Origin of the sequence: Bacillus sp. NPDC093026 (genome assembly GCF_044754665.1) — a bacterium.
GTDB lineage: Bacteria > Bacillota > Bacilli > Bacillales > Bacillaceae > Bacillus > Bacillus maqinnsis.
The window spans coordinates 620,338-636,810 of record NZ_JBIVPN010000001.1 but is presented as its reverse complement, the minus strand read 5'-3'; the positions used below and the strand labels follow the sequence as shown (position 1 = coordinate 636,810).

The following is a 16,473-nucleotide window of genomic DNA, read 5'->3' as shown; positions in this document are numbered from 1 at the left end:
GAAAATGACCATAGATTGAAAGAAACAAAGCAGAAGGAAGGGATAAGGCATGAACCAGCATCCAGCGGCACTTCAAAGAGGGGATACGGTGGGCATTATTGCACCAGCAAGCCCGCCTGATGAAATGAAATTAGCAAAAGGCATAGCCTTTCTAGAAAGGCTTGGACTGAAGGTCAAGCAAGGAAAGCATATTCATCGTCGTTATGGTTATTTAGCAGGTCATGATTATGAACGAGTGGAAGATCTGCATGACATGTTTCAAGACCCAAAAGTGAAAGCCATTCTTTGTGCTTGCGGGGGGTATGGAACTGGGAGAATTGCGGAAGCCATCAATTATGACTTGATTCGTAAGAACCCGAAAATTTTCTGGGGCTATAGTGATATTACTTTTTTACATATTGCGATACATCAACAGACAGGTCTGATTACCTTTCATGGCCCGATGCTCTCATCTGATGTGGGAGATGAGCAGGTACATCCGTATACGAAGGATACCTTTTTACAGCTTTTCACGCCGAAGCCCTTTACGTATGCCGATCATCTATCTCCTCTTAAAACCATCTATCAAGGAACCGCCTCAGGGGAGATCATGGGAGGAAATCTTGCGCTCATAGTGACAACACTTGGCACACCGTTTGAAATAGATATAAAAGGAAAACTTCTGTTAATTGAAGATATTGATGAGGAGCCGTATAAAATTGATCGAATGATGCAGCATCTAAAGTCCGCTGGCAAACTGGATGATGCGGCTGGATTCATTGTTGGGGATTTTCATCAATGTGAACCGCAAAAGAAAGAACAGTCATTGACATTAGAACATTTATGGGAAACCTATCTCCTTCCGCAAAAGAAACCCGCCCTCGGCGGCTTTCAGATCGGTCATTCATCTCCAAACTTCGCCATTCCAATTGGCACGCAGGCTGTACTAGATGCAACAGGAAAAGAGTTGCGCATTTCTCCAGGGGTCGTAGCGAAAGAGGCGATCAAATGAAAATCGTTGATGTTCGTACATTTAGAACGACTGTACCGCTTAAAAAACCTTTCAAAACCGCTTTGAGAACGGTTTATGATGCAACATCTATTATTGTGAGCATCACATATGATCAAGGCGAAAGAAGCTATGGAGAGGCAGTGCCAACAACGGTTATTACAGGCGAAACGCTAGGGAGTATTGAATATGCCATCTGTGAGGTGATCAAACCAATTTTAATTGGCGAATCCCTGATGCATTATGAACAGATTTATTCAAAAATAGAACGCTTGCTCGTTGGAAACACGAGTGCAAAGGCTGCCATTGATATGGCCATTTATGATGGCTTATCAAAGCAGGCAGGGCTCCCGCTTTATCAATACCTTGGTGGATATCGCAGTCAGCTTGAAACGGATTTCACCGTCAGTGTGAATCGTCCGTTAGAAATGGCGGAAGATGCAAAGCAATATGTGTCTGAAGGCTTTCGTACCTTAAAGGTAAAAGTAGGAAAAGATGATATAGACACCGATATTCAGCGCATCAAACGAATTCGGGAAAAAGTCGGACCAGACATTGATATTAGGCTTGACGCAAACCAAGGCTGGACGTGGAAAGAAGCAATTGTTGCCATACGGAAAATGGAGGAGCTGAATATTGAATTAGTAGAGCAGCCTGTGCATAAAGAAGACATCGAAGGCTTGCGCCGGGTAACTGAAGCAACAGAGACATTGATCATGGCGGATGAAAGCATTTTTCGATTTAATGACGCAATCAAGGTACTTGAAGCAAGAAGCTGTGATGTCATCAACTTAAAACTGATGAAATCAGGGGGGATAAAAGAAGCACTTAAAATCAATAGTTTAGCAGAAGCATACGGAGTAAAGTGCATGGTTGGCAGTATGATAGAGACAAAACTTGGCATAACAGCTGCCGCTCATTTTGCCGCCAGCCAGCCGAATATCACCCGTTATGACTTTGATGCCCCTCTTATGCTGACGGAGGATTTGATAGACGGAGGCATCGTGTATCAAGGAAAAAATATTTCCTTCCCGCCACATCATGGGTTAGGCATTAAAGGAGTGAAAGGAATCCAATGATGATCTATGAGTCAATCGTTCCAGTCGCCAATATATGGACAACGCCGCAAGCGCCAAGACAATCGGACAGGTTAATTCTTCAAGAGCGTATTAAGATGAAAGAGTGGATTGACCAGCAAACCTATGAAGAAAAGTTGGCATTATGTAAAGAGAACCTAGTCCAAACGCAAGTGCTATTAGGAGAACGTGTGATTGGATTAGAGGAGATAGACGGATGGATGAAAGTAGTGATTCCTGGGCAGCCGAGCCGAAAACATGAGCAAGGCTATCCTGGTTATATTCCTGTTCAACAATTGAAACTAGTAACAGAAGAAAAAGAACCACCTCAAACGTTGATCGTCTGTGAGAAAATAGCCGTTTTATATGAAAAAGGAAGAGCTGATATGGACATTAGTTTTTTAACAGAACTAACGCCTATCGAAGAAACAAAAGATCACTATCATGTTCTCACTCCAGTTGGAATAAGAGAAATCGCAAAAGCGGATGTACGTCCAGTTTCAACAAACCTTCACTCTGTCAGCGGAGAGGATGTCGTAAAAACTGGTAGACAATTTATCGGACTTCCATACTTATGGGGAGGGATGAGCGGATTTGGCTATGATTGTTCCGGCTTTGCCTACAGCATGTACAAAGCGTATGGATATTTATTACCGAGAGACGCAAGCGATCAAGTGAACAAAGGAAAGTCTGTGTCATCAAACCAATTAGAGCCAGGTGATTTAATGTTTTTTGCAAATGAGAATGGAAAGGGAACCGTTCGCCATGTGGGGATTTATGCTGGGAATGGTCTGATGCTTCACTCGCCAAAAACCGGCAAGCAAATTGAGCTTCTCTCTCTGTTTGGCACCTCGTATGAAAAAGAGTGGGCGGGCGCACGCCGATATTTGTCAAGTTAAAGGAGGAGATGTCCATGACACACGAACCGCTTTTACACGTCAAAAACGTAAAAAAACATTTTCACCTATCAAAAGGAAATACTTTAAAAGCACTGGATGGCGTCTCTTTTCAGTTAAAACAAGGAGAAACCTTTGGACTAGTTGGAGAGTCTGGTTGCGGCAAATCCACACTTGGGAAAGTGCTCATGAGGCTTTATGACCCGACAGAGGGTGAGGTGATCTATGAAGGGAAAAGCCTTCATCACTTGTCTAAGGGAGAGGAATTTGATTTTAATAGACGAATTCAAATGGTGTTTCAAGATCCCTATTCTTCGTTAAATCCTAGATTGTCTGTGAAAGATATCATTTTGGAACCGATGGAAATTCATGATCTGTATGGCAGTCAAAAGAAAAGGATAGAACGTGTAAAAGATCTGCTTGAATCGGTGGGTCTAAGCTATGATTTTGCTAGTCGTTATCCCCATGAATTTAGCGGTGGGCAAAGGCAGAGAATTGGCATTGCACGAGCGCTCGCCTTAGCGCCGAAATGTATTGTGGCAGATGAGCCGATCTCAGCACTTGATGTATCTGTTCAAGCACAAGTCGTCAACTTATTAAAACAATTACAAAAAGAAGAAGGGCTGACGTATTTATTTATTGCTCATGATTTGTCTATGGTCAAGTATATTAGCGATAGAATTGGCGTGATGTATTTAGGGCATCTTATGGAAATGACAAGCAGTGATGCTTTATATGAGACGCCACTGCATCCATATACGCAAGCACTCCTATCTGCCATCCCGATTCCTGATCCAGATATTGAAGATCGGCGGAAGAGGTTCATCTTAAAAGGAGAAATCCCTAGTCCATTGAACCCGCCAAGCGGCTGCGTTTTCCGGACAAGATGTCCAGCCGCTATGGACGTATGTGCGGAAAGAAAACCAACACTGCAAGAAGTGGAAGAAGGACATGAAGTGGCTTGCCACCTGTATGCTGGGAAATGATTAGCCGAAAAAACGACTATGAGTCCTTTAGGACGAGCTGACATTTGTCTTAACATAAGCCAGCCTGTTGAATATCTTTTCTGCTGGCTGGCTTTTATTTTACGCTAATGAACGCCGAATAGGCAGGGTGCAACATCCTAGTAAAAGTTGAAACATTCCTGAAAGAAAATCTCTCATATGAGACGAAAGCAAAAAGTTTAGACAAACCTAAAAGAATAGTGTTTAATATAAAAGACGTTCCGTATCATAGAAATCAGCTAGAAGGAGCTATCACGATGAGCGAAGAAAAATTCAAGTATTGTAAAGAGTCAAAAGTAGTCAAAACAAGCAGAGTATTCCCTCTCGATACAAATAACCATGAAACATTATTTGGCGGTAAATTAATGAGTTATATAGATGATATTGCATCCATCTCTGCTGCAAGACACAGCAGAAGTGAAACGGTCACGGCATCAATGGATTCAGTTGATTTTTTAGAGCCGATTGGTCAAAAGGAGTCCGTGTGCTTAGAGTCTTATGTGACTTGGGTAGGCACGTCTTCCATGGAAGTATTCGTCAAGGTCATTAAAGAAAACCTGATGTCTGGAGAGCGAAGACTGGCAGCGACGTCATTTCTTACATTTGTCTCATTAGATGACAATGGTAAGCCGAAAAGAGTCCCGAAGGTCATACCAGAAACAGAGGAAGAAATCATGTTGCATCAAACGGCGAAGCAGCGTGCAGAAGAAAGAAAAAAACGCCGAGAACACAGTAAAGCGTTGGCTGACGCACTTGGTACGGATAAACCATGGGCGTAACAAATCACCCAGCAAGGGGGGGTTTCTATTACACTATCTTGCATTACAAGCTAGTAAGTACAACAAGTCTGCTTAAAGTAATGTAGAAATGGAGAAAGCACATCCTAAAAAATGTGCTTTCTTTTTTTGAAAAATTGTAGAAATGTATTCATGATTTTCTTTACAATAGTAAGAGGTCAAAATTGAAAAGGGGTTCTTTGTTTGGATATATTATGGGGGTATGTACTCGTTTTTGTATTGGCTGCCTTGCCTTTCTTTGAAGTAGTTGGTGTGGTTCCGCTTGCGATCCTTAGTGGACTGCATCCAGTTACAACGGCGATCATTGGTTTTATCGGTAACTTTCTCACAGTCTTGCTTCTGATTATTTTCGTTGACCGGTTTAAAAATTGGCGATTAAAGAGAAAAGGGGAAATGAGCGAGGGCAAAGAGAAGAAAAAGCAGCTTAAAGCCAAAAGAATTTGGGAACGATATGGTCTTCCTGGTTTAGCGCTCGTCGGTCCTTTCATCATTGGCAGCCATTTATCGGCATTCATGTGTATGGGTTTCGGTACGAAAAGAAAACAAGTGGCCATGTGGATGATGGTCAGTTTAATAATGTGGACGGCACTAGCTGCTGGATTAACCGGAGCCAGTTTTCACTACTTTGCACCAGATTCAAATGGATTGTTTGGCGATCTCTTTAAATTCTCTCCTCGCAGTTGATGCAATGAAGCGATCAGCAGTGGAAAATGAATAAGTATTTTTTAGAGCGGAAAGCACTTGGAAAAAGAAAAACTGTAGACCGGTCTGCTCCGGTGTGTGACAGTTTCCATACAGAACCTGCTTTTAGCGGGGCTTTCATAATGAACATGTTTTCTAGGGTTCCGTGCGGGAACGTAGTCTGGACCGAGAGAAAACGCATACGGTCTTTAATAGATCGTATGGACACGGAGGGATAAAAGCCCGGGAGATTTGATCAAGTGATCAACTTCTGGGCTTTTTTTATTGTTTGGAATCGACAGGAAAGGAAGAGGAAGAATGAAATGGGGAAATGTATTCATTGCAGCCGTTTTTGAAGTCGGCTGGGTGATGGGTCTGAAATATGCCCACTCATTGATGGAATGGAGTGCCACCATCATTTGTATTGTCGTGAGCTTTTATTTACTGATAAAAGCAACAAGTCAATTGCCGGTTGGCTCGCTTTATGCCGTTTTTACCGGACTTGGAACAGCAGGTACAGTCATTGCAGGAATGATACTTGGAGAGCCGGTTCATAAAGGTAAATTACTGCTAATGGTGATGTTGCTGTGCGGTGTAATAGGGCTTAAACTGACAACAGTTGAAAAGAAAGGGGAGTCTGAATCGTGAATTGGTTGTTCCTCATTGGTGCAGGAATTTTAGAGATGTTATGTGTGACCATGATGAATCAATTTCAAAAGGATCATCATCTTAAATGGATTCTCTTGATTGCAGCCGGATTTTCACTTTCCTTTTTCATGCTGTCTCTTGCGATGAATACCATTCCGATGGGAACAGCATATGCCATTTGGACCGGGATTGGAGCCGCTGGAGGGACCATTGTCGGCATGCTGTTTTACGGAGAATCAAAAGAGGCGAAACGTATTTTTTTCATCGCACTCATTCTGTCCGCAGTAGTAGGATTGAAAATCATCGAATAATCAAAGGCTGGCAATCGTACGCCAGCCTTTTGTTACATGATATGATGATTGGAATCGCTTTCATTTTTGCGGTAGAGCAAGCTCATAAGGAGGAAACATACGCCAAACGTGAGCAAAGGAATAAGTCTTTCCCCGCTTATAAAGAGATAAATGCCGGCGATAAGAAATAAGACGCCGAGACAAAAGCTAATCTTACCAAACGAAGTCATGCTTTTCATATGAATCACCCCTTTTAATAAAGGTTTCACTTCATTGTATCATGTCATATGGAATATTGAATGAATATTCAATAAAAAAGAGACTCCCAATTGCTTTTTTTCTTTCCAGTCCAGTATAATATTTCATTAGAATGAATACGTAAAAGAGGTCATTGTAAATGAGAACATTGATTACAGAGAAACTCGAACTACACAGACAAAAGCACCAGCAAAAAGTAAGATTACTTGTCAGTTGTCCGGATCAGCCTGGGATCGTATCCGCTATTTCTTCATTTCTTTTTGAGCATGGAGCAAATATTATTGAATCGAGTCAATACACGACAGATCATGAAAGTGGTCGTTTCTTTTTAAGAATTGAATTTGATTTGAAGGAGATTTCCGCCAATATTGAACAGCTTAAAATCGGTTTTGAGCCAATTGCTGAAACATTCCAGATGTCGTGGAGTATGACGCGAGCGAGCGAACTAAAAAAGCTGGCGATTTTTGTTTCAAAAGAACTTCACTGTTTACATGAGCTTTTATGGGAATGGCAAAGCGGGAATCTAATGGCTGAAATTGCAGTTGTCATCAGCAATCATGAAACGGCAAAGGACACTGTCAAATCTCTCGGGATTCCTTTCCATTACGTGAAGGCAAGTAAAGACATCCGACAAGAAGCGGAAGAACAACAACTCGCTCTATTAGAAGAATATGATATTGATGTCGTTGTACTTGCTAGGTACATGCAAATTTTAACGCCTGCTTTTATTGAAAAACATCCGAACAAAATTATTAATATCCATCATTCCTTCCTGCCAGCCTTTATTGGTGCTAACCCATACAAACGTGCGTATGAACGAGGTGTGAAATTAATTGGCGCAACCTCTCACTATGTCACGAACGATCTAGACGAAGGACCAATCATTGAACAAGATATTGAGCGTGTTGACCACCGGGACGATGCAGAGGCATTAAAGAATATTGGTCGTACCATCGAGCGTAGTGTACTTGCGCGCGCAGTGAAATGGCATTTGGAAGATCGAATTATTGTTCATGAGAATAAAACCATCGTGTTTAATTGATCGCTTGACATTTCTAAAGCAATTGGTCATAATATAAAAAAATTAACGAGCGTTGAAAAGGAATAGTAAGCAGGGACTGCTGTGTAAAGAGAGCAAATGATGCGCTGAAACATTTGCCACAGACAGCTGCTGAACCTACCTTTGAGCCTTAGAAGGAAAATCTAAGCGCATGCCTGGCGTTACAGGAGTTGAGCGGAATAAGTGATGACATGCTTATTCAATGAAGGTGGTACCACGGAAAATCCCTTTTCGTCCTTTACATAAGGAGGAAAAGGGTTTTTTTGTGGTCAAAGGTATAGCGGAGGGAATCAATGATGAAAAAGCAAAGGATCGTCATAAAAATTGGCAGCAGTTCATTGACTGAACAAAAGGGAGCAATTGATGAACAGAAAATGTGGGATCATGTCAAAGCCATTGCAAAGCTTAGAGAGGCGGGTCATGACATCATTTTAATTTCATCAGGAGCGGTTGCTGCGGGATTTGGCAGTCTAGGATATCCATCAAGACCTGTTACATTAAAAGGGAAACAGGCGGCTGCCGCAGTTGGACAAAGCTTATTAATGCAAAAATATACAGAGTTATTTTCACAGTTTGACATGACGCCTGCACAAATGCTTTTAACACGTAATGACTTTTCAGACCGTACAAGATATCGAAATGCATATGCAACGATGATGGAATTGTTAGAAAGGAAAATTTTACCTATTATTAACGAAAATGATTCTGTCTCGATTGAGGAACTCACCTTTGGCGATAATGACATGCTTTCAGCTCTTGTCAGTGGTTTAATTCATGCTGATCAATTGATCATCTTAACGGACATTAATGGGATCTATGATGCGAACCCGAATGATCATCCTGAAGCAAAGCGGTTTGACGTGCTTCCGCACATTACAGATGAACTGTTTTCATATGCGAAAAGTACCGGCTCGAAGGTTGGCACAGGTGGGATGAAGTCGAAGCTCTCCGCAGCACAAACCGCACTTTCGCTTGGAGTAAAAGTGTTCATTGGAACCGGTACAGGTGAAGACAAACTACTTCACATACTGGCTGGTCATGGAGACGGAACGTACATTGGTGAAAAAGATCTATCAGCGGTAAACAATCGTCGTCAATGGATTCAGTTTCATTCACCTGTCTCTGGGAAAATCATGATTGATGCTGGAGCAGAAGCGGCGATTTTGCATAATGGAAGCAGCCTTCTTCCCGCTGGTGTTATTGATGTAGCTGGTGATTTTTCCAAAGGAGAGGTTGTAGAAGTCGTCGGACCGAACGGATTAGTCGGTAAAGGACAAACATTGTACGCAGCCGAGGAGCTTCTTGAAGTGAAGGGAATGCGGAGTGATGAGTTTGAAATCGAGAAACAAGAGGTTATTCACCGAGATCACTGGGTACAGCATGTGCAGAAATGAGGAGGGAAAACAATGAATGAAGTTCTTGAAAAAGCGAAAAAAGCAAGCATAGCCAAGGATCAGCTGTTATTAAAAACAACCGATCAAAAGAATAAAGCGCTGCAAGCGATTGCGACAGCATTAAAAACGTCTTCTGCTTTTTTGATCGAGGAGAATCGTAAGGATGTTCTTGCAGCAGAGGACAAGAAGTTCACACCATCTGTCATTGATCGGATTACATTGACGAAAGAGCGCATTGAGGCAATTGCAGATGCCACACTTGAACTTGTTCAATTAAAGGATCCAATTGGTGAAACGTTAGAAACCATTCAAAAAGAAAATGGCCTTTTGATTGAAAAGGTTCGTGTGCCTCTCGGAACGGTTGGAATGATTTATGAAGCAAGACCAAACGTTACAGTTGATGCCGCTACACTTTGTTTGAAAACTGGGAATGCAGTCATTTTACGAGGAAGCTCATCAGCTATCCATAGCAATAAAGCGATTGTGAAAGTCATACATGAAGCGCTTCACGCAACAGATATCCCAGTAGACAGTGTGCAATTGATTGAGGATACAGGGAGAGAAACAGCAAAAACGCTTTTTACTTTAAATGAATACCTAGATGTACTCATTCCGCGCGGAGGAAAAAATTTAATCGATTTAGTTGTCAGAGAGTCAACCGTACCAGTACTTGAAACAGGCGCAGGGAATTGCCATATCTATATTGATGAAACAGCGAAAAAAGACATGGCTGTGCAAATTGTATTAAATGCCAAAACCCAAAGGCCATCGGTTTGTAATGCCATTGAGAGCATTGTCATTCATGAGAAGTGGGCAAAGGAGCATGGAACTTCTTTATTTCAAGCACTTCATCAAAGCGGTGTCGAAATACGAGGAGATCAAGCCGTATGTCAACTTGACCCAAGCGCTACCTTGGCAACGACAGCCGACTTTGAAACTGAATTTCTTGCACCCATTGTCAGTATTAAAATGGTGCAGAACATTGAAGAGGCGATTGATCATATTCAAACATTTGGATCAAAGCATTCTGAAGCGATTATTACTGAAGACGATCAGCATGCCGCATATTTCTTAACAGCTGTGGACGCTGCGGCTGTGTATCACAATGCCTCAACACGATTTACAGATGGCTTTGAATTTGGCTATGGTGCAGAAATTGGGATTAGTACACAAAAGCTTCACGCAAGAGGACCAATGGGATTACCTGCCTTAACGTCTGAAAAATATGTGATTCGTGGTCAGGGACAAATAAGAGTATAATAGATAAAAAAGAAAGCCTTGAGGTTGAAGTGCACCTCCAAATTCTAGAAAATTTTAAAAATGGAGGTGCTTTTCTTTTGGCTAAGTTTACAAATCGGGAACAAAATCAAAGCGGTGACACTTTGCTTAAGTGGCAACTACCTGATAAGGATCAATGGAAGAGTTGAAAAATGAGTATGAAAAAGGGATGCCTTAGTCACAATCACCAAACAAGACAAAACGCAAGTAATCTAAGATTTAAGGCATAAGTATCCGGTGAAAGCACTACTTGAGCTCGCAAGTATTTCGGCGCAGTACTATAACTTGGCGAAGCACTTTAATCGCCCTGATCAGATGCCAAATTGAAAAAGGTTTTCAAACCAAGTCTAAATTTCTTTACCTGAACATCTAATACTTCTGGAAAGAACTTGAACAATATATTAACGACTACAATCAAAAACGAAAAGGCATAGTCCGATTCACTGCCGGTTTCATGGCTCAAAAGAAAACCAACCCGTGTCTAACTGAGGGGTCACATCATCTAAGGCTTTCTTTTCACTTTGATTTTTTGTATTTGTTAGATCAAGTATGATAAAATATGGCAATGGTTCATATTTTGAGAAGATTGGAGAAAGCACGTATGGCGAAAATCATTCCCTCTTCGGATATTGGAGTGAAAATCAACAAGTGGTATGAATTAATCCGCAGATTTGATTCAGAACAAGCAGAACAGTTAAAACAGGAAATTCGCACTTCTCTTGATTCAATGGAAGAAGATCAGAACTTGCTTCTCTATTTTTCTTTAATGGAATTCAGGCATGAGGTGATGCTCGATTATTTAAAGCCATTAAAGGAAGGAAAGCTTCGTGCCAACTTTTCTGAGCTTTCGAAAGAAATAGATGAGCATCAAGTGCATGTAACGGGCATGCTTGAATATTACTACCATTTCTTCAGAGGCATGTATGAATTCGGCAGGAGGCAATACATTGCAGCCATATCTTCTTATCAAAAAGCAGAGCACAAGCTCTCTTTTGTATCTGATGATATCGAACGAGCGGAATTTCATTTTAAAATGTCAGAAATATATTATCACATGAAACAAACACATATCTCGATGCACCATGCCAAACTAGCGCTCGACGTATATGTTCAGCATGAGCTGTATGCTCTTCGAACCATTCAGTGTGAATTTATTGTGGCTGGTAATTATGATGATATGCGGAGGCATGAAAAGGCATTACCGCATCTTGAGAGAGCACTTGCTAGATCAAGAGACTTTCAGAATGTGCGTTTTATTGCCTCATCTTTATTTAATATGGGGAACAGTTATTATAGGATGGGGGATTTAAATCGCGCACTTGAATTAATGAAAGAATCCATACGATTGTTTGACCAAAATCAATCCGATCATCTTCGCCGATCTATAGACCCTCTTTATACAGCCGCACAGATTTTATACAAACAAGGTCAACATGAAGAAGCTTTACATTACCAGCAAGAATGTATGAAACGAGCAGAAGCCTTACAGGATGAAATTAATATGCAAAAGACAGAATTTCTAGAAGCACTGTACATGAGACAAGATGCCGAGCATATTAAACGAATTTTCCATTTTTTAGAGTCAGTATATGCATATCCTGATATAGAGGAGCTAGCATTGGACACCGCAAAGTATTATAATGAAATTGAAGATTATGAAAAATCTTCCATGTTCTATGGGGAAGCGGAACATGCTCGAATCTATATTCAGAGAGGGGATTGTTTATATGAATTTTAAAAAATGGGCAATTGTCTGTACAAGCATCTCGATCATGGCATTATGGCTCTCAGCAGCTAATGCCGACCCTGATAACCGAAACCACACGTTAGAACAACCGAATCCGCAACACCTCTACATCTAAACCCTTTTGTCTTCTTTTAAAGCGTGTCGAAACCCCTTGAATTCTAGAAAGACCCGAGCTACTTATGCGGATAAAGTTGAACATTCATAAGCACTATCGCTTGAGATCTGATAACGAATGCAAGGATTTGTCTACACGCTAAAAGCCCTTTTTACTTGAAGGGCTTTTTTTATTTAAATCACGTTTATAAAGCATAACAAAAAGGTAAACATGAAGAAGAGATTCTTTTTCATTGACGCCGGAAATTATATTGTGTACAATTTAATTGTAGAAAATATTTTTAAAAAGAAAGAGGGTTCTAGATATGTCAGACGTTTTATTTACTGCAACGGTATCAGCTATAGGGGGAAGAGAAGGCAAGGTTGTTTCAACAGATGGGGTGCTTGAGCATGATGTCGCAATGCCTGGGACACCAAGAGCAAAGAAACTTGAAAAAGCAACGAATCCAGAGCAATTATTTGCAGCAGGCTACTCAGCATGTTTTGATTCAGCACTTCAAATGGTGGCTAGACAAGAGCGCGTTCGTTTTGAAAGTGAAGTGACTGCACATGTGAGTCTAATCAAAGATAGTGCAGATGACGGTTTTAAATTAGGTGTCAAATTAGAAGTAAAAGGAACTGGAATCGAACAATCAGTATTAGATGAACTCGTTCATAAAGCTCACGGTGTATGCCCATATTCAAAAGCGACTCAAGGGAACATTGAAGTAGAACTAGTGGCTGTAGCTCAATAAAAAAGGCTGAGGGAATATTCCTCAGCCTTTTGATTGTGTCAATTTTTGCAAAAGCTCATGCAAAGAGGCACGTAATGTTTTGAGCTCTTCGTCAGATCTGCCTGTTCCAGACAACATACGAAATGGGATAGTTGCCGCCTTCTCTTTTAGACCTTCACCATATTCAGTTACATGTATTTGTACAGATCGCTCATCCTCTTTCGAACGCTCTCGAATGATTAATCCATTCTGCTCCATGCGTTTAAGCATGGGTGTGAGTGTACCGGAGTCCAAATAAAGCAGCTCACCCATTGTCTTCACATTTAACGTACCATGTTCCCATAGCAAAAGTAATGCTAAATACTGCGGATAAGTGATGTTTAACTCATCTAATAACGGCTTATACTGCTTTGTCATCTCTCTTGAACTTGCGTATAACAAGAAGCAAAGCTGATTTTCTAGTTTCATATGTTCGAATTCATTTGTCATCTCTGTCACCAACTATTTTTTGTCATACTTATCATTGTATAAGATTTTCTCTTTTTTTAAAATAAATACATCGTGAAAACGAGAAATTCTTCAATGTGCAATTAATGTTTGATGATTTGATAGAACGGAAAGGTATTTCAAAGGTTTACAGGTCACTATGAAAAGAAAAGACAAAGGGCGAAAATAAACGGCAATTTAGCCCTTTGTCAACAATCTGACACACCTACTTGCTCCCTTTGTTCGACTGATTTCTCTAGTATACTAAATCATGTTAGAAAAGGAATTAGTCTGGTACACTGTCTAACAGAAGAATAGACTGATAAAAAAACCCCTCTGCATAAAATAGCAGAGGGGGGAATGATTCTTTTATGCATGCTGCGCTAGCTTTTTACGAGCTATTTCAGCAGCAGTCACCATGTTTTTCAAGGCGGCTATGGTTTCAGTCTCTTGTCGTGTTTTCAGACCACAGTCAGGATTTACCCAAAACCGATCAGCCGGACAAACGTTTAACGCATCATCAATGATCTCACTCATTTCCTCAACAGATGGTACGCGAGGGCTGTGAATGTCATACACCCCAAGTCCAAGTCCTTTCAGGTACGGATGCTTCTCTAAATATTCAAGGAATTCGCCATGACTTCGTGAATGCTCAATCGTGATGACGTCTGCATCAAGGTCTTCAATTGTATCTACGATATCTTCGAAGTTACTGTAGCACATATGTGTATGAATTTGTGTTTCATTTTGAACAGATGAAGTTGATAAACGGAATGATTCTGCTGCCCAGTTTAAATAATCAGCCCAATCACTCTCTTTTAAAGGGAGACCTTCTCTTAAAGCAGGTTCATCTACTTGAATCACTTGAATACCAGCTTTTTCTAACGCTTCTACTTCTTTACGCAAAGCGAAAGCGATTTGGAAGGCGATTTCTTTTCGAGAAATATCTGTTCTTGGGAAAGACCAGTTTAAGATCGTAACAGGTCCTGTCAACATTCCTTTGACCTTTTTATCTGTTAAGCTTTGAGCGTACACTGTCTCTTTTACAGTCATTGGCTCTGTGAATTCTACATCTCCGTAAATGATTGGCGGCTTCACGCAGCGTGAGCCATAAGATTGTACCCAGGCGAATTTCGTAAAGGCAAAGCCGGCCAGTTTTTCGCCAAAGTATTCGACCATGTCTGTACGCTCAAATTCTCCATGTACCAACACATCTAGACCTATCTCTTCTTGGATATCAATCCATCTTTTTGTTTCTTTCTTAATGAATTCATCATACTCTGCATCTGTCCACTCATGTTTACGCCATTTTTGACGTGCACTTCGTACTTCAGCAGATTGTGGAAAGCTTCCGATTGTCGTTGTTGGAAGAAGCGGAAGTTTAAGTGATTCGTTCTGAATACGAAGACGCTCTTCAAAGGCAACTGGACGTTTAAAATCTTTAGACGAAAGATTGTTGCGTTCTGCTGTGAGATCAGCATTTCTGCCTTTCGCAAATTCTTTCAATGTGAGAAGGGCCTCTGTTGCTTGATTGATCTCTGCATGAATGGCAGATGCTCCATTTGTTAACCCTTTTTTTAGTAGGGTTAATTCCGCAAGCTTTTCAGTTGCATAAGATAATCCATGTAACAGCTTCTTTTCAAGCTGTTCATTTGGATGTTTTGCAACTGGAACATGGAGCAGACTGCTTGATGGCTGTAACCATACTTCCTTCGCCCCAATTTCACCAATTAATTCAGTAACAAAAGATAATCGCTCGCCAAGATCTGCTCTCCAAATGTTGCGTCCATCAATGATGCCAGCTGCTAAAATTTTGTCTTTCGGGAAGCCATGCTTTTTCACTTGTTCAAGATTACGTCCTTGATCATGAACAAAATCAAGACCGATCGCTTCGACAGGATAAGTCACAAGTTCTTCATACGCATCAACCGAGTCAAAATATGTTTGCAGAAGGATGTTTAAGGTTGGTACAGCTTGCTTAATCGTTTGATAAATCTTTTTCACTGCTTTGACTTCTTCACTTGATGCTGTCACAAGTGAAGGCTCATCAATTTGAACCCATTTGACGCCGGCTTCGTCAAGTTCTTTTAAAACCTTAATATATAGTGGAATTAAACGCTGCTGAATGTCTTGTACTTCACTTGATTCATAGCCTTTAGAAAGTGAGACAAACGTATAAAGACCAAGAACAACTGGTTTTGTTTCAATACCAAACGCCTTTTTCACCTTTTCATAAGCTTCAAGTGGTTTGTTGTGTGTCAGTTTGAATTCGGTGCTTTTTTCGTATTCCGGTACAATGTAGTGATAGTTCGTATTAAACCATTTTGTCATTTCACTAGACACAGCATCTTTTGTTCCTCTAGCCATCGCAAAATATGTATCTAGCGGGTCTTTCAGACTGCGGAAGCGTTCTGGAATCCAATTGAACATGACAGCAGTATCTAGCACGTGATCATAGAAGGTGAAGTCTCCGGAAGGAACCACATCAATTTGTTGATCAATCTGCGTTTTAATGGCTGTTAAAAATTGATCATCAAGTGTGTTTAACAGGGTTTCTCGGTCAGTTTGACCTTTCCAATAGGACTCTAGTGCTTTTTTCCATTCTCTGTTTAAGCCAATTCTCGGAAAACCTAGATTACTTGTTTTAACAATTGTCAATTCCAATTCCCCCTCTAAAATATAAAAAGACACTTACACTCATGATCAAGATTGATGAGGGCAAATGTCTAGTTTAAAAGACAAAATGTGTGTACGAAATTAAGCGTGAGCGTAGCTGACGCTTTTTCGACATCTCCTATCAACCGTAGGTGTTTGATGTGATAGAGCGGCTGGTATCATGGCTAGTGATTCTGCAAGCTTTTCGCCGTTCCTATCATTTGACAGTGAACCGAAAAGAAAAGCTCTCCTCACTTACAGTGGCGGAACCGCGCCGGATTTTCACCGGTCTTCCCAATGATCATTCGAGTTCAATCGAATTACCGACTCTCAAACTATGAATTATTGTGTTCGATTATATAACGTTCACTTCATTTCGTCAAAATAA

General features: G+C 40.8%; 15 protein-coding genes, 2 riboswitches and 1 other annotated feature. Of the genes, 13 read left to right on the top strand and 2 right to left on the bottom strand.

What is annotated here, in order from left to right; translation table 11 throughout:
* Positions 1-49 precede the first annotated feature (49 nt).
* The 13 genes from ACIQCE_RS03225 (at position 50) to ACIQCE_RS03165 (ending at position 12,965) form a co-directional block, all read left to right on the top strand.
* On the top strand, positions 50-991 hold the full coding sequence (locus ACIQCE_RS03225) for a S66 peptidase family protein (protein WP_400493570.1): 942 nt from the start codon (positions 50-52) through the stop codon (positions 989-991).
* Positions 988-2,067 (top strand): mandelate racemase/muconate lactonizing enzyme family protein, encoded by a 1,080-nt coding sequence (locus tag ACIQCE_RS03220; RefSeq protein WP_400493569.1) that lies wholly within the window; start codon positions 988-990, stop codon positions 2,065-2,067. The genes ACIQCE_RS03225 and ACIQCE_RS03220 overlap by 4 nt, the downstream gene beginning before the upstream one ends.
* Positions 2,067-2,963 (top strand): C40 family peptidase, encoded by an 897-nt coding sequence (locus ACIQCE_RS03215; RefSeq protein WP_400493833.1) that lies wholly within the window; start codon positions 2,067-2,069, stop codon positions 2,961-2,963. Before ACIQCE_RS03220 ends, ACIQCE_RS03215 begins: the two co-directional genes overlap by 1 nt.
* Before the next feature lie 14 nt (positions 2,964-2,977).
* A complete protein-coding gene (locus ACIQCE_RS03210) occupies positions 2,978-3,946 on the top strand; it encodes an ABC transporter ATP-binding protein (RefSeq protein WP_400493568.1) in 969 nt (322 codons plus the stop codon).
* A gap of 275 nt (positions 3,947-4,221) precedes the next feature.
* On the top strand, positions 4,222-4,743 hold the full coding sequence (locus ACIQCE_RS03205) for an acyl-CoA thioesterase (protein ID WP_353856038.1): 522 nt from the start codon (positions 4,222-4,224) through the stop codon (positions 4,741-4,743).
* Between the two features lie 201 nt (positions 4,744-4,944).
* Complete coding sequence (locus tag ACIQCE_RS03200) at positions 4,945-5,445, top strand: small multi-drug export protein (protein ID WP_400493567.1); 501 nt, start codon at positions 4,945-4,947, stop codon at positions 5,443-5,445.
* A gap of 142 nt (positions 5,446-5,587) precedes the next feature.
* A riboswitch (guanidine-I (ykkC/yxkD leader) is annotated at positions 5,588-5,694 on the top strand.
* Positions 5,695-5,760: 66 nt separating this feature from the next.
* Entirely contained in the window at positions 5,761-6,090 is a 330-nt protein-coding gene (locus tag ACIQCE_RS03195; RefSeq protein ID WP_400493566.1) for a DMT family transporter, read from the top strand.
* A complete protein-coding gene (locus ACIQCE_RS03190; RefSeq protein WP_400493565.1) occupies positions 6,087-6,401 on the top strand; it encodes a DMT family transporter in 315 nt (104 codons plus the stop codon). The genes ACIQCE_RS03195 and ACIQCE_RS03190 overlap by 4 nt, the downstream gene beginning before the upstream one ends.
* Before the next feature lie 376 nt (positions 6,402-6,777).
* Positions 6,778-7,680 carry a formyltetrahydrofolate deformylase gene (gene purU, locus ACIQCE_RS03185; protein WP_400493564.1) on the top strand — a complete coding sequence of 301 codons (903 nt, stop codon included), beginning with the start codon at positions 6,778-6,780 and terminating at the stop codon, positions 7,678-7,680.
* Positions 7,681-7,723: 43 nt separating this feature from the next.
* Positions 7,724-7,940 (top strand) — a binding site (T-box leader).
* 54 nt (positions 7,941-7,994) lie between these two features.
* Positions 7,995-9,092, top strand: a complete 1,098-nt coding sequence (gene proB / locus ACIQCE_RS03180; protein WP_400493563.1) for a glutamate 5-kinase — start codon at positions 7,995-7,997, stop codon at positions 9,090-9,092.
* Between the two features lie 12 nt (positions 9,093-9,104).
* Positions 9,105-10,352, top strand: coding sequence for a glutamate-5-semialdehyde dehydrogenase (locus ACIQCE_RS03175; RefSeq protein ID WP_400493562.1), 1,248 nt, complete (start codon positions 9,105-9,107; stop codon positions 10,350-10,352).
* Between the two features lie 619 nt (positions 10,353-10,971).
* Entirely contained in the window at positions 10,972-12,108 is a 1,137-nt protein-coding gene (locus ACIQCE_RS03170) for a response regulator aspartate phosphatase (RefSeq protein WP_400493561.1), read from the top strand.
* A 428-nt stretch (positions 12,109-12,536) separates the two neighbouring features.
* Complete coding sequence (locus ACIQCE_RS03165; protein WP_353856030.1) at positions 12,537-12,965, top strand: organic hydroperoxide resistance protein; 429 nt, start codon at positions 12,537-12,539, stop codon at positions 12,963-12,965.
* 21 nt (positions 12,966-12,986) lie between these two features.
* On the opposite strand, the gene ACIQCE_RS03160 is transcribed toward ACIQCE_RS03165, so the two are convergent.
* Both ACIQCE_RS03160 and metE read right to left on the bottom strand, forming a co-directional pair.
* The gene (locus ACIQCE_RS03160; RefSeq protein WP_400493560.1) at positions 12,987-13,433 is read right to left on the bottom strand and encodes a MarR family winged helix-turn-helix transcriptional regulator; all 447 of its coding nucleotides are present in this window, start codon (positions 13,431-13,433) and stop codon (positions 12,987-12,989) included.
* Positions 13,434-13,799: 366 nt separating this feature from the next.
* Positions 13,800-16,088, bottom strand: a complete 2,289-nt coding sequence (gene metE / locus ACIQCE_RS03155) for a 5-methyltetrahydropteroyltriglutamate--homocysteine S-methyltransferase (RefSeq protein ID WP_400493559.1) — start codon at positions 16,086-16,088, stop codon at positions 13,800-13,802.
* Positions 16,089-16,239: 151 nt separating this feature from the next.
* Positions 16,240-16,429, bottom strand: a riboswitch (cobalamin riboswitch).
* Positions 16,430-16,473 lie beyond the last annotated feature (44 nt).